Source organism: Burkholderia sp. D-99 (genome assembly GCF_011605345.1).
Lineage (GTDB): Bacteria > Pseudomonadota > Gammaproteobacteria > Burkholderiales > Burkholderiaceae > Burkholderia.
On the sequence record NZ_JAAOXM010000022.1, the window covers coordinates 1 to 13,395 of the forward strand.

Consider the following 13,395-nt stretch of genomic DNA (forward strand, 5'->3'; position numbering starts at 1 on the left):
GGCGGCGGGCGGCGGGCGGCGGGCGGCGGGCGGCGGGCGGCGGGCGGCGGGCGGCGGGCGGCTCGATGGTGCGATGGGATGGAAGAAGATGGGGCCGTGCGTCGGTGTGGTGTCGGCGGCCCACCGTCGTTCATGACAATGGGCCGCCTGACCGGTCAGTCAATGCGGCGGCCCGGCTTTGCCGCCCTCGACAGCATCGAAACTCACGATAGGTTCGCCGCATGACACGTTCGGCCCGAACACGTGCCGGGTTCATGCAATCCGGGGCATAGCAGATACGCCGCCAATACCGCTTGTCTCGACGCGTACGCATCGCAACAAGCCGACCTTACTTGCAGCCACCGTGCGCCGCCGCACGCTTCCCGCCGAACCCATCCGCGAGCAGCCGCCTGTACAGCACACCATGCCCTCGCGCACCGCAAGCCGCGGACGGCACACCGCGTGCACTATTGCGCAGCGATCCGACGGCGGAAATGCTCGGTGCCGGCCACGATCTTGTCGAGCACCGCATCGAGTGCCCAGAATCGTTCACGCACGTCGTAGTCGATCGCGCGGCAGCGGATCGACGCGAAGGTGCCGATCCGCTGGTGATAGAGCTTCGCGAGCGCCGGATACCCCAGCGCCTCCGACACCGCCGAGACGACCAGGAACGTCGAGAGCTCGTCGGCCAGCGCCGGATGCGTATCCCCTTGCGTGCGCAACCACCGGTACAGATCCGGATGGAAGTTGGTGAACACGCCGTTGAAGCCGGCGGAACCCGCCTTCATCGCATCCCACGCAATCGCGGCATTCGCGTTGAGGATCTTCAACGGCGAACCCTCGGCGAGCGCGACGCGCCGCTTCACCGTCTCCAGGTCGCAGCTCACGTCCTTGAGCATCACGAACCGGCCCGTGTCGATGCACGCGCGCAGTTCGTCGTCCGACAGCAGTCGCCGGTAAGGCGCCGGACACTCGTACAGCCCGAGCGGCAAATCCGACGGCAATCGCGCCAGCAGCCGGTGAAGATGGTCGAGCAACGCGGCACTGCCCTTGCGCTGCGGATCGAGGCGGTTGGTCACGAGCACAACGCCCTGCGCGCCCGATTCGGCCGCCGCGCACAACTCCGCGACCTGCGCGTCGAGATCGTCGCTGATGTGCCCGGACGCGACGACGGGCACGCGCCCGGCCACCCGTTCGACCACGAAGCGCGCGAGCTCGGCGCGTTCGGCCAGACTCAGGAACTGCATCTCGCTCGATTGCGCGACCGCGAACAACGCATCGGCGCCGTGCGCCAGATACCACTCGATCAGCCGCTCGAGCCCTGCGTAGTCGATCGCGCCGGCATCGTCGAACGGCGTCAACATCACCGGCACGATCCCCTCGATGGTCACGTTCGATTGCTGCGGGTGTTGCATCTGTTTCTCCTTGCTTCAGTGAATGCGGGTGGGCGGGCTCACGCCGGCAACGGTCCGGACGCGGCGTTCGCGGCCTGCTCGGGAATCGGCTTGCGCACCAACAGAAGATAGGCCATTGCACCAGCGAACGCGATCGCCGCGGCCGCCAGCAGCGCCGGCACGAACGACCACTTCTGCGCAATGACGCCCGTCAGGATCGGCGCGAGCGCGCCGCCGATGAAACCGCCGAAATTCTGGATCGCGCCGAGCGATGCGACGCGGTTCGGCGGCGCGGCCGCCGTCGCAAGCGCCCACGAGCAGGCCGACGCCGCGTTCGCGAGAAAGATCACGACCGAAATGCACGCGAGCGCCACCGTGTTGCTCTGCACGAGCGCGGCGGGGATCGTGAAGGCGACCATCCCGAGCATCGCGACCACCACCGCATTGCGCCGGCTCACGACCGGCGAACGGCTGCGGCGCGTGATCAGGTCCGACAGCCAGCCGGCGACCAGCGAACCGACGAACCCGCACAGGAACGGCACCGACGCGGCAAAGCCGGTACGGATCAGGCTCATGTGCCGTTCCATCGTCAGGTAGCCAGGCAGCCAGGTCAGGTAGACCCAGTTCAGGTACACGGATCCGAAGTAACCGATCAGCATTCCCCAGGTCGTGCCGTGCGAGAACAGGCTGCGCCATTCGCCGAAAGTCAGTTTCGGCGCCGCGGCCACGCTTTGCGCGTCGGCATCGAGATAGCTGCGCTCGGCGGCGGACAGTTGCGCGCGCACCGGATCGCGATACAGCGCGAACCAGACGACGGCGACGACAAGACCGAGCGCCCCCGTCGCGATGAATGCCCAGCGCCAGTCGAACGACGCGACGAGGATCGACAGCAGCAACGGCGCGAGCGCGGTGCCGAGCGGCGACGCGGCGTTGAAGATCCCGGTCGGCGTGCCGCGCGCGCGCAGCGGAAACCAGTTGCTCACCACCCGCGCGGCCGACGGAAATTGCGGCGCCTCGCCGATGCCGAGCACGATGCGCGCGACGATGAACCAGCCGAAAGTCGACACGATGCCGCCCGACGCCTGCGCGAACGACCAGACGATCAACCCGACGCCGAGCAGCCGGCGCGGCCCGATGCGGTCGACGAGCCCGCCGACCGGGAACTGGCACAGCGCATAGCTCCACGAGAAGGCCGACAGCAGCAGCCCCATCTCCGAGAGCGACAAGCCGAGATCGCCGCGGATTGCCGAGCTCGCGACGGCCAGCGTGCCGCGATCGAGATAGTTGACGATGCCGCTCGCCATCAGCAGCGCGAGCGCGATGCGTTGCCCGCGCCGGATACGCGGCGGTGCGGGCGGAACTGTCGGGGATTCGTTCATTGCGGTTGTCTCCATGTCACTGGTATCGGCCGGTTCCGGCCTGTCCGTCTGATGCGGAATTCAGGGGTGCAGGCGCGCCACTTCCTCGCGCGTCGGGATCGAAGTCTGCGCGCCGTAGCGCGTCACGCTGATCGCGGCGGCGCGCTGGCCGAAGCCGATCGCGTCGTCCATCGACGCGCCGCCCGCGCGGGCCGCCGCGAACCCGCCGACGAACGTGTCGCCGGCCGCGGTCGTATCGACGGCGACCACCGTCATCGCCCGCACGCGGCCGTTGCCTGCACCGCCGCGCCAGCAAACGCCCCGCGCGCCGAGCGTGACCAGTACGTTGCCGGCACCCTTCGCGCACAGCGCATCGGCGGCGCGCACGGCCGACGCATCGTCGTCGACGGCGATGCCGGTCAGCGACTCGGCTTCGGTTTCGTTGACGACGAGGTAGTCGACCCGTGCCAGCAGCGCGTCGAACAGCGGCTGCGCGGGCGCGGGATTGAGCAGCACCGGCGTGTGGTGCGCGGATGCACAGGCAATGGCGCGCGCGACGGTGGCAAGCGGCACTTCGAGCTGGCACACGAGCAGCGCCGCCCCCGCGATCGCTTCGCGCGCCGCGTCGATCCGGTCGGCATCGAGACGCGCATTCGCGCCGGGCACGACCACGATGCTGTTCGCGCCGCCATCGTCGACCGTGATCGTGGCCACCCCGGTCGCCGTGCCGCCGATCCGGTCCAGGTGCGTCACGTCGATGCGTTCGGCCGCCAGCGCGTCGTGCAGGCGTGCACCGAACGCGTCGTCACCGACGCAGCCGATCATCGCGACCGACGCGCCCAGGCGCGCGGCCGCGACCGCCTGGTTCGCCCCCTTGCCGCCATGAACGGTCTGGAAATCCGTGCCGAGCAGCGTCTCGCCCGGCACCGGCAGGCGCGGCGCGCGCGTCACGAGGTCGATGTTCACGCTGCCGACGACGGCGATGCGCGGTGAATGAGCGTCGTTCATTTCTCAATGTAATCGCTTACATTTGCAGCGGACAAAATGACCGGAACGGCCGTCGTCGATGAAAATTTCACGATATGGATAGAATATGTGTCTGACATAATACGGAAGCACGCCAAGATAGCGCTTACATTCTCACAGGGTCGATCGGGAATGCAAGCGGTGCCACCACGAATCGAGGGTAAACAACGATGCATCTGACAACGCGCGGTGCCGTCACCGCCGCCACGCCGGGAGACGGCCGATGAGCGCGCCTCCGTCCCGCGCCGGCGCGCCCCGGGCGCGCCGCGGCAGCGGCCGCTCGGTGCTCGGCGACGTCGCGAAGCTGGCCGGCGTATCGACCGCAACCGTTTCGCGCGTGTACAACGATCCCGGCAAGGTGTCGGCCGACGTGCAGCAGCGCGTGCGCGACGCCGCACGCACGCTGAACTGGATTCCGAATGCGGCGGGCCGCGCGCTCGCGTCCACGCGCACCCACATCACGGGCGCGATCATCCCGACGCTCGACGACCAGGTGTTCGCGTCGCAGGTCGCCGGCATGCAGACGGTCATGGCCGAGCACGGCATCACGCTGTTCCTCGGCTGCTCGAACTACGATCCCGCGCAGGCGCTGGCCCAGGTGCGCGCGATGCTGTCGCGCGGCGTGGAAGCCGTGTCGCTGGTCGGCGAAGCGTATCCGCCGGAACTGTTCGAACTCCTTGCGATGCACCGCGTGCCGTACGTCGTCACTTATGCGTATCGCGACGACAGCCCGCACTGCTGCATCGGCTTCGACAACCGCGCGGCGTTCGCGCGGCTCACCACCCACCTGCTCGACCTCGGCCATCGCGATTTCGCGATCATCATGCAGCCGTCGGCCGACAACGACCGCGTGCAGGCCCGCCTGCGCGGCATTCACGACACGCTCGCCGCGCGCGGGCTCGCGGTGCGCCCTGTCCATCAGCACGAAGGCGCGGCCACGATTGCCTTCGGGCGAGCGAGCCTGCGCGCGATCGCCGGCAGCGACGCGGCGACGCGGCCGACGGCCGTGATCTGCGGCAACGACGCACTCGCGCTCGGTGCATTGCTCGAAGCGCAGGCGCTCGGCATCGACGTGCCCACGCAATTGTCGATCACCGGGTTCGATGACATCGCGCTCGCGCGCGAGATCCAGCCGCCGCTGACGACGATGTGGGTCGACACCGACGCGATCGGGCGCCAGGCCGCACAGGCATTGCTCGACGCGCTCGAGAACGGCGCAGCGGGGCCCGGTCATGCCGTCGTGCCCGAATTGCGTACGCGGGAATCGGCTGCACCACCGGCGCAGGCACGCGCAGTGCGAAAGAAATGAAGAGGCACGCGCCGGGCGGCTCAGACTGCCCGGCCCGCTCGTCATTGCATCACGTCGACCGGCAGCGTCTTGTCGAGATTGTCGTGCCACGCCTGGATGGTCTTCGGCACGGTTTTCTTCCACGCCGGCACGTTCGAGTAATAGCGCATCCGGACGTTGTTCTGCGCGTCGAACACGAGCAGCCCGATCCACAAATCGTTGCCGCGGCGCATCACGATCGCTGCGTTCGTCGTTGCGATGCCGCGCACCCAGTACGACGCCACGTGCGCGTTCAGCCCGTCGAGATCCTTTTCGTCGACGCTGTAATTGATGATGTCGACAAGCGTCTGGTAATCGCCACCGAGCAGTTTGTGCGCGGTCGCGTTCTGCGTCGCATTGGCGAGCACATCCAGGCTCACGAGATCCGCCGGCGGCTTCGCCTGCATCTGCGACGCCGTCACATAATCGCCCGAGTAGACGACGCCCGAACCGGCGCCACATTCGCCGTCGGCGCCGTGCTGCGCAACCTGAACGCGTGCACCCTTGCGGCTGAAATCGAGACGGCATTGGTCGTGACGAAACGTGCCGCTATTGCCGTGCAGTTCGATATCGCCACCAAGTTCGCCGGTATTCGCGCCGTTGTTGCCACTCAGCTCGAAATGCAAACGTGGCGCCGTGCCAGTGAACGTCAGCACGCCACCGAACGACGGATTATCACTGTCGCGATACCACGTCTGCTGCCAGCGGTCGGCGGCCAGCGGCCTGCCGTTCAGGCTCGCGAGCCGTTCGCGGTAGCGGTCGCCCAGGCACCACGCGTCGGTGCCGCACTGGTCGCGCTGCTTGAGCCACTTCAACTGCGCGGACTTCAGCACGGCCGTATCGCCGCCTTTCGCGAGTGCCTGCTTCCACGCCGCCGCGAGGTCGCCGTCGAGCTTCGACAGCGCGGCATCCGCACAGATCGTCTTCTCGGTTGGCGAAGCGGCCTTCGCGCAGTCGAAGCCGGCCGCGTGCGCGGCGACCGGTAACAGCGCCAGCGACAGCAGCGCGGCCACCCCGACGGATCGCAGACGCAGGTGCGAGGCATCGCTGGCGGGAATCGCGGTTTGCCCGCGTGCATTCGATCGGTTCTGGAGGGTCATCGGCTTGGATCGTCGCTGGATCGCGCGCCTGTAGAAGCTACCTGCACGCGGCATTCGAGGTAAAAACGCCCGGCCCGGCATGCGGCGCATGCCGTTGCTCGCCGAAGCCTAACCCGAATGCGCGACGCCGATCAATCGACGTTCGATGTCGGCGCAACCGTCGGAGCAGTCACGCTGCATTGCACGATGCCGTCGCGCAATGCGGCTTCCACGGCGGCCTCGAGGAACAGGATCGATGCGCACGCAACGACCAACTCGAGCCCGCGGTTCGCATACTGCCCCTTGACCCGGTCAGGCAGCGTGATCGCGTTGTGGCGCTTGCCGGCCCCCCGGATCGTCGGGCCGACGAAATACAGCGGTCAACCGTCGAACGGCACCAGCTCGTAACTCGTGCTCCGGCCGCCGGACGACGAGCGTTGCAGCACGCCGCGCTCGACGAGTTCAGTGATGTCACGCAGCGCCGTATCCTGCGAGCACTTCGCGAGGGCCGCCCACTTGGTGGTCGTCAGCTTCCCTTCGAAGCCGTCGAGCAGACGATTCATGACCTTGACCTGACGTGCGTTCATCGCGAAGCCGGCGCATCGCTGCCAGAAGCGCGCCTTGACCAGCACCGCGTCGAGCGTCGTGTGCGCGTGCTCGATAGCCCGGTCCAGCGTGTTCAGGAACCACGCGAGCCATTCCGTGACGTCGAGCGAACCGCGCTGCGTACGCTCCAGCACGTCGTAATACGCGTTGCGCTCGCGCTGGATCTGCGCCGACAGGCTGTAGAAGCGCTGCGGACTGCGGTCGGCACGCGCCAGGACCAGATCCCCGAGCGCGCGCGCAATACGGCCGTTGCCGTCGTCGAATGGATGGAGCGTGACGAACCACAGGTGGGCCAGACCGGCCCGGATCAGCAAGGGCTCGACCGGTGCGGCATTGAACCACGCGAGAAAGCGCCCGATCTCGTCGGCGAGGCGCGGGGCGGGCGGCGCCTCGAAATGCACGCGCTGCCGGCCGATCGGCCCGGACACGACCTGCATCGGCCCGGTCGCATCCGTTCGCCACCCACCGACCGTGATCCGCGACATCCCCGAATAGCCAGTCGGGAACAGCGCCGCATGCCACCCGAACAGACGGGCTTCGGTGACGGGCGCCGCCGCATGGGTCGTCGCGTCCAGCACCATGTCGACGACGCCCTCGACGTGGCGATCGACCGGCGCCAGCGCGCCGATATCGACCCCGAGCCGACGTGCGATCGACGACCGCACCGACGCCACGTTCAGGCTTTCGCCCTCGATCGCGCTGGTCTTGACGACGTCCTCCGTCAGCGCGGCCAGGCTAGCCTCGTCGCGCAGCGCCAGGCCGACATCCGCCAGCCGCCCGGCCAGTACGCCTTGCGCACGGCTGACATCGGCGAGTGGCGTCGCCAGTGCCGGGAGGTCGAAGCGCCATGCAGGCCAGCCGGCCGACTCCCAGATGAAGGTGTAATCTCCGCTCATGATGCGGAGATTATCCCACCGATTCACCGCACGACTCAATATTCTCCGCAAATTCTGCGGAGAATAACGCCCCCATTCACCGCAAACCCGCCCGCTACCTTGCCCGGCCCGCCCTGCCCTTCGTCGCGGGCGCCGCCTCCCCGAGCCGTTCCGCGAGAAACCCGATGAACGTGCGCAGCGTGACGAATCCTTCCCGATGCTGCGGGAACACCGCGTTGAGCGTGATCGGCGACGGCGCGTACGCGTCGAGCACCGGCACGAGCGCGCCGCTGTCGAGCGCCGCGCCGACGATGAAGTGCGGCAGCAGCGCGATGCCGAGCCCCGCGATCGCCGCGTCGCGCACCACTTCGCCGTTGTTCGCGACCAGCGGCCCCTGCACGTCGAACGTGCGCGCCGCGCCGTCGACGCGGAATTCCCAGCCGATGCGCCGCTCGCGCCCGTACAGCAGGCACGTGTGGCCGGCGAGATCCGCCGGCGTCTGCGGCGTGCCCTGCCGCTTCAGATAGGCCGGGCTCGCGCACGCGATCATCCGCCATGCGCCGAGCGGCCGCGCGATCAGCGTCGAATCCTCGAGCGAGCCGATCCGCAGCACGAGATCGAAGCCCTCGCCGATCAGGTCGACCCGCCGGTCGGTCAGGTCGAGGTTCAGCCGCACGGCCGGGTGCGCGGACAGGAATTCGGCGATCAGCGGCGACACGTGCGTGATCCCGAACGACAGCGGCGCGCTGATCTTCAGCGACCCGTGCAACTCGGTGCTGCGCACCGACATCGCCTGCTCGGCGTCGGCGATCTCCGCGAGGATCCGCTGCGCGCGCGCGTAAAACTCCTGCCCCGATTCGGTCACCGCGAGATTGCGCGTGTTGCGATGCAGAAGCCGCACGCCGAGCGACGCCTCCAGCGCCATCGTGCGCCGGCTGACGAACTGCTTGGACAGCATCAGTTGATCGGCCGCCGCCGTGAAGCTGCCCGCATCGACCGTCGCGACGAAGATTCTCAGATCGTTGAGTTCCATATTATCCACTCCATAGCGACAGTCATTATCTCCACGGCCATTTATTTGTCAAATCGATTGACCTAAGATTCATCTCAACGAACGGCCGGTCCCACTTCCGAGGTCCGGCGTCTTGAGGAACAAAAATCATGATCGAAATCCGTGCAGCAAACCAACGTGGCCGTGCGGAGCATGGCTGGCTCAGCTCCCGTCATACGTTTTCGTTCGCGAATTACTACGATCCGAAGCAAGTCGGCTTCTCCGACCTGCTCGTGATCAACGACGACCGCGTTGCCCCGGGCCGCGGCTTCGGTACGCACCCGCACCGCGACATGGAGATCCTGTCGTACGTGCTCGACGGCGCGCTGGAACACAAGGACTCGATGGGCACCGGATCGGTGATCGTGCCGGGCGACGTGCAGCTGATGAGCGCGGGCACGGGCGTGCGCCACAGCGAGTTCAACCACTCGCCGGAAACGCCGGTCCACTTCCTGCAGATCTGGGTCGGGCCGGCTGAAAAGGGTGCCGAGCCTCGCTATCAGCAGACGAATGTCGCCGACGGCGACAAGCGCGGCAAGCTCGCACTCGTCGTGTCGCCGAACGGCGACGCCGGTTCGCTGAAGATCCGGCAGGACACCCGGATTTACGCGGGCCTGTTCGACGGCGATGAAAGCACTACGCTGGAACTTGACCCGAGCCGCTTTGCTTACGTGCACGTGGCACGCGGCAGCGTGACGGTCAACGGCGTGACGCTCGGCGAAGGCGACGGCGCGCGCATCCGCGGCGAACACGCGCTGAGGATCGCCGACGGGAAGGATGCCGAAGTGCTGGTGTTCGACCTGCGTCCGGTCGAAGTAACGGCCGAGTGGGCATAACGCCCGTTCGGGAAACCGGGCCCCGCTGAATGCGGGGCCCTTTTAATCGGAGATTCGCAACATGGCCAAGGTACTCGTTCTTTACTACTCGTCCTACGGGCACGTCGAAACGATGGCGCAGCACATCGCGGAAGGCGCGAAGTCGGTGCCCGGCGTCGAGGTCACGCTCAAGCGCGTGCCGGAAACGATTCCCGTCGACCAGGCCCGCGCGATCGGCGTGAAGGTCGACCAGGCCGCACCGGTCGCGACGGTGGACGAACTCCCCGAATACGACGCAATCATCTTCGGCACGCCGACCCGCTTCGGCAACATGGCCGGCCAGATGCGCACGTTCCTCGACCAGACAGGCGGCCTGTGGATGAAGGGCGCGCTCGTCGGCAAGATCGGCAGCGTGTTCGCGTCGACCGGCACGCAGCACGGCGGCCAGGAAACGACGATCACGTCGTTCCACACGACGCTCCTGCACCAGGGGATGGTGATCGTGGGCGTGCCGTATGCGTGCAGCGGCCTCGTCAACATGAGCGAAATCACCGGCGGCACGCCGTACGGCGCCACCACGCTCGCAGGCGCGGACGGCAGCCGCCAGCCGAGCGCGAACGAGCTCGACATCGCACGCTACCAGGGCAAGCACGTCGCGGAACTCGCGAGCAAGCTCGCGTCGTAACGCGCCGCCTGCGCGGCCCCGCACACGCGCAAACGGCGCCGGTCGACCCGGCGCCGTTTGCGCTGTGCCCGGCGCCCGGCCGTTACTGGCCCGACGCCGGGGCGGCCGGCGCCGCCTTCGTCGCGGGCGCCTTCGGTGCGGCGTTCTGCGGGTAGTTGCTCTGGTCGTTGGTCAGCCGGTAGCCGCTGCCCGTGCCGATCGCCTTCAGGTCCGACGCGTGCCGCGCCCGGGCGGCCTTGCGGGCCGCCTTCTTCTGCGCCTTGTCGACCTGCTTCTGCGTCGGCGCGGACGCCGGATCCTGCGCGTATGCCGCCGGCGCGGCGGTCAACAGCAGACCGAACGACGCCGTTACTGCTACTGCCACCGAAACCACGCGAGACTTCTTCATGGCCGGATCTCCTTGTCGATTGTTGGTTGTGGGTAGGACACCGGCGCGCACACGACCGCTTGCGACAACGGCGCCGATGCAACGTTAGCCGAACAGTATGCACTTGTCCCTGTGCGTTCCTGAATTCTCCCGATAACGGCCACGATACGTGCGCACCGCGTACGCCGTCGTTCCGGCGCCTCGCCTGCGCCATCAGGGAAACCGATAACCCGGCCTCTGGCCCGGCCGGCGCTCAGACCCAGCGCGACAGCACCGGCAGCAGGATCGGCACGACGAAAGCCGTCAGCACGCCGTTCAGCCCCATCCCGAGCCCGGCGAACGCACCGGCCTCCTCGCTGACCTGGAACGCGCGCGCGGTGCCGATCCCGTGCGACGCGACGCCGAGCGCGAACCCGCGCACCGCCGGTTCGTCGACGCGCAGCACGTTGAGGATCCCGCGCGCGCACACGGCCCCGAAGATCCCGGTCGAGATCACGAGCACGGCGGTGAGCGAAGGAATGCCGCCGATTTCCGCCGCGACGGCCATCGCGATCGGCGTCGTCGCCGATTTCGGTGCAAGCGACGCGATCGTCTGGTGCGACGCCCCGAACAGCGCCGCAATGCCGACCGCCGACACGATCGCGGTCAGCGAGCCCGCGAGCAGGCCGACCAGCAGCGGCACCGCGGCGCGGCGCAGCTTCGACCACTGACGGTACAGCGGCAGCGCGAGCGCGACAGTCGCGGGGCCGAGCAGGAAGTGGACGAACTGCGCGCCTTCGAAATACGTCGGATACGGCGTGTGCGTGATCGTCAGCAGCACCACGATCAGCGCGACCGCGATCAGCACCGGGTTCGCGAGCGGGTTGAAGCGCGCCCGCGCATAGACGCCCTGCGCGAACAGATAGGCGATCAGCGTGATGGTCAGGCCCAGCAACGGGCTCGCGGCGAGATAGACCCAGATCGCGCCGAGTTTCGGAAAGGCCGTCATGGCGTGCCCTCCGCCGCACCGCCCGCGCGCCGCTGGCGCCGCAGCAGCGCACGCGTGACGAGCGCCGTCACGGCGATCGCGAGCGTGGTACTGACGGCCAGTGCAACGACGACCGCGAGCGCATCGCCGCGCACGCGGTCGGCCGACACCATGATGCCGACGCCGGCCGGCACGAACAGCAGCGACAGGTGGCGCAGCAGCTCGAGCGCGGTCGGCTCGATCGCGTCGGCCACTTGCGGGCGCAGCATCACGAAGCCGAACAGCAGCAGCATGCCTATCACGGGGCCCGGCACCGGCAGGCCGAACAGATAGGACACACCTTCCCCGAGACACTGGAAGGTGAGCAAGACCGCAAACGCCTGCAGCATGAAGCGCTTCTCCCGAAGGTGGCTGCGCTGCCCGGCGGCTGCGCGACCGATGGCCGGCGGCTTGCGGCGCCGGCGTGGACGATACGCGCGATCGTACCAACAATGCCCGCGGCGCGGGGCTTCGCGGGCGCCGGGGCCACCGCCACGCGGTGCAGCACCGCGCAAAGCCGGCGTTGCGGCGCGGTTCGTGAAGGAGATCGTGTTGCCGAACCGGGACGGAAAATCGCGGACGGTCGGAGCGCGCGGTGTGCGGTGTGCGGTGTGCGGTGTGCGGTGTGCGGTGTGCGGTGTGCGGTGTGCGGTGTGCAAGCCGCCACATTCGCCCGACTCGCCCGCCGCATGCAACAAAGGCGGGCATGTGCCCGCCTCGTCGTCGCAAGCACTCGCGCTGCCCCGTCTCGTGGGCAGCGCGAGCCTGAACCCACCGCTTACTTCAGCCGCGTCGCGATTTCATTCGCCATCGCCCTCATCGCGGCCTTGGTCGGCGCATCGTCGGCCAGTGCGTTCAGCAAACCGAAATCATGGATCGTGCCGTCGTAGCGCGTGGTCGTCGCGTCGACGCCGGCCGCGTCGAGCTTGCGTCCATACGCTTCGCCTTCGTCACGCAGCACGTCGAACTGCGCGACCTGGATCAGCGCGGGCGGCAGGCCCTTCAACTGCGCGGTGCTCGCGCGCAGCGGCGACGCGTAGATCTCGTTGCGTTGCGCTTCGTTCTTCGTATAGGCGTCCCAGAACCACTTCATCATCGGCCGCGTCAGGAAGTGCCCTTGCTGATACGCGTTGTACGAACCCGTGTTGAAGTTGTGGTCCGTGACCGGCCACATCAGCCCCTGGAAGCGGATCGCGGGGCCACCCTTGTCCTTCGCCATCAGCGCCACCACGGCCGCCATGTTCCCGCCGACGCTGTTGCCGACCACCGCGAGGCGGCTGCCGTCGACGCCGATCTCCGCGCCATGCGCGGCCACCCACTTCGTCGCCGCATACGCCTGGTTGATCGCGACCGGATAATGCGCTTCCGGCGACGGCGTGTAGTTCACGAACACCGCAACGGCCCCCGATTGCACGACGAGATCGCGCACGAGGCGTTCATGCGTCGGAAAATCGCCGAGCACCCAGCCGCCGCCGTGAATGAACACGAACACCGGCAGCGTGCCCGTCGCGCCTTGCGGGCGGACGATCGTGACCGGTACGGACAAGCCGTCCTGTTCGATCGTGCGGTTCGACACGTCGATACCCGACAGGTCGACCTTCGCGCCGTTCTGCGCATCGACCAGCACCTGGCGCGCCTTCGCGGGGCTCAGCGTTTCGAGGCCCGGGCCCTTCTGGCCGTTCAGCGCGGCAAGGAAGGTGCTCGTCGTCGTATCGGGACGGACGGCATCGGCGCCGGCGGCGAATGCGGTAGTCGTGGCGGACAGTGCAGTGGCGACGGCGGCAGCGATCAGCAGCGGCTTGACGATCTTCATGATGGTGTTCCTTG

The 13,395-nt window shown here is 68.0% G+C and carries 13 protein-coding genes; 3 read left to right on the forward strand and 10 right to left on the reverse strand.

Features of this window, described 5'->3' with window-relative positions; translation table 11 throughout:
- Positions 1–446: 446 nt before the first annotated feature.
- From HAV18_RS38705 to rbsK, 3 genes are read right to left on the reverse strand one after another with little or no spacing between them, the layout of a single operon-like run.
- Positions 447–1,394: a dihydrodipicolinate synthase family protein gene (locus tag HAV18_RS38705; RefSeq protein WP_166966104.1), complete on the reverse strand. Its 948-nt coding sequence runs from the start codon at positions 1,392–1,394 to the stop codon at positions 447–449.
- Between the two features lie 38 nt (positions 1,395–1,432).
- Positions 1,433–2,752 carry an MFS transporter gene (locus HAV18_RS38710; RefSeq protein ID WP_166966106.1) on the reverse strand — a complete coding sequence of 440 codons (1,320 nt, stop codon included), beginning with the start codon at positions 2,750–2,752 and terminating at the stop codon, positions 1,433–1,435.
- A gap of 60 nt (positions 2,753–2,812) precedes the next feature.
- Positions 2,813–3,739 (reverse strand): ribokinase, encoded by a 927-nt coding sequence (rbsK, locus tag HAV18_RS38715; RefSeq protein ID WP_166966108.1) that lies wholly within the window; start codon positions 3,737–3,739, stop codon positions 2,813–2,815.
- A gap of 241 nt (positions 3,740–3,980) precedes the next feature.
- Between rbsK and HAV18_RS38720 the strand changes: the two genes are divergently transcribed.
- The gene (locus HAV18_RS38720) at positions 3,981–5,066 is read left to right on the forward strand and encodes a LacI family DNA-binding transcriptional regulator (RefSeq protein WP_166966110.1); all 1,086 of its coding nucleotides are present in this window, start codon (positions 3,981–3,983) and stop codon (positions 5,064–5,066) included.
- 41 nt (positions 5,067–5,107) lie between these two features.
- Here the strand turns inward: HAV18_RS38720 and HAV18_RS38725 are convergent, their stop codons facing one another.
- The 3 genes from HAV18_RS38725 to HAV18_RS38735 all read right to left on the reverse strand — a co-directional run bounded on the left by HAV18_RS38725 (position 5,108) and on the right by HAV18_RS38735 (position 8,677).
- Positions 5,108–6,184 (reverse strand): lysozyme inhibitor LprI family protein, encoded by a 1,077-nt coding sequence (locus HAV18_RS38725; RefSeq protein WP_166966112.1) that lies wholly within the window; start codon positions 6,182–6,184, stop codon positions 5,108–5,110.
- A 359-nt stretch (positions 6,185–6,543) separates the two neighbouring features.
- Positions 6,544–7,665, reverse strand: a complete 1,122-nt coding sequence (locus HAV18_RS38730) for a Fic family protein (RefSeq protein WP_208102295.1) — start codon at positions 7,663–7,665, stop codon at positions 6,544–6,546.
- Between the two features lie 94 nt (positions 7,666–7,759).
- The gene (locus HAV18_RS38735) at positions 7,760–8,677 is read right to left on the reverse strand and encodes a LysR family transcriptional regulator (RefSeq protein WP_166966114.1); all 918 of its coding nucleotides are present in this window, start codon (positions 8,675–8,677) and stop codon (positions 7,760–7,762) included.
- A gap of 128 nt (positions 8,678–8,805) precedes the next feature.
- Between HAV18_RS38735 and HAV18_RS38740 the strand changes: the two genes are divergently transcribed.
- Positions 8,806–9,531: a pirin family protein gene (locus tag HAV18_RS38740; protein WP_166966116.1), complete on the forward strand. Its 726-nt coding sequence runs from the start codon at positions 8,806–8,808 to the stop codon at positions 9,529–9,531.
- Between the two features lie 61 nt (positions 9,532–9,592).
- Positions 9,593–10,195 carry an NAD(P)H:quinone oxidoreductase gene (wrbA, locus tag HAV18_RS38745; protein WP_166966118.1) on the forward strand — a complete coding sequence of 201 codons (603 nt, stop codon included), beginning with the start codon at positions 9,593–9,595 and terminating at the stop codon, positions 10,193–10,195.
- An 82-nt stretch (positions 10,196–10,277) separates the two neighbouring features.
- Here wrbA and HAV18_RS38750 read toward each other — a convergent pair whose 3' ends face one another.
- The 4 genes from HAV18_RS38750 to HAV18_RS38765 all read right to left on the reverse strand — a co-directional run bounded on the left by HAV18_RS38750 (position 10,278) and on the right by HAV18_RS38765 (position 13,381).
- On the reverse strand, positions 10,278–10,583 hold the full coding sequence (locus HAV18_RS38750; protein ID WP_166966120.1) for a hypothetical protein: 306 nt from the start codon (positions 10,581–10,583) through the stop codon (positions 10,278–10,280).
- Positions 10,584–10,815: 232 nt separating this feature from the next.
- The gene (locus HAV18_RS38755; protein ID WP_166966122.1) at positions 10,816–11,550 is read right to left on the reverse strand and encodes an LrgB family protein; all 735 of its coding nucleotides are present in this window, start codon (positions 11,548–11,550) and stop codon (positions 10,816–10,818) included.
- Positions 11,547–11,918, reverse strand: a complete 372-nt coding sequence (locus tag HAV18_RS38760) for a CidA/LrgA family protein (protein ID WP_166966123.1) — start codon at positions 11,916–11,918, stop codon at positions 11,547–11,549. The genes HAV18_RS38755 and HAV18_RS38760 overlap by 4 nt, the downstream gene beginning before the upstream one ends.
- 428 nt (positions 11,919–12,346) lie before the next feature.
- Complete coding sequence (locus HAV18_RS38765; RefSeq protein WP_166966125.1) at positions 12,347–13,381, reverse strand: alpha/beta hydrolase; 1,035 nt, start codon at positions 13,379–13,381, stop codon at positions 12,347–12,349.
- Positions 13,382–13,395: the final 14 nt, after the last annotated feature.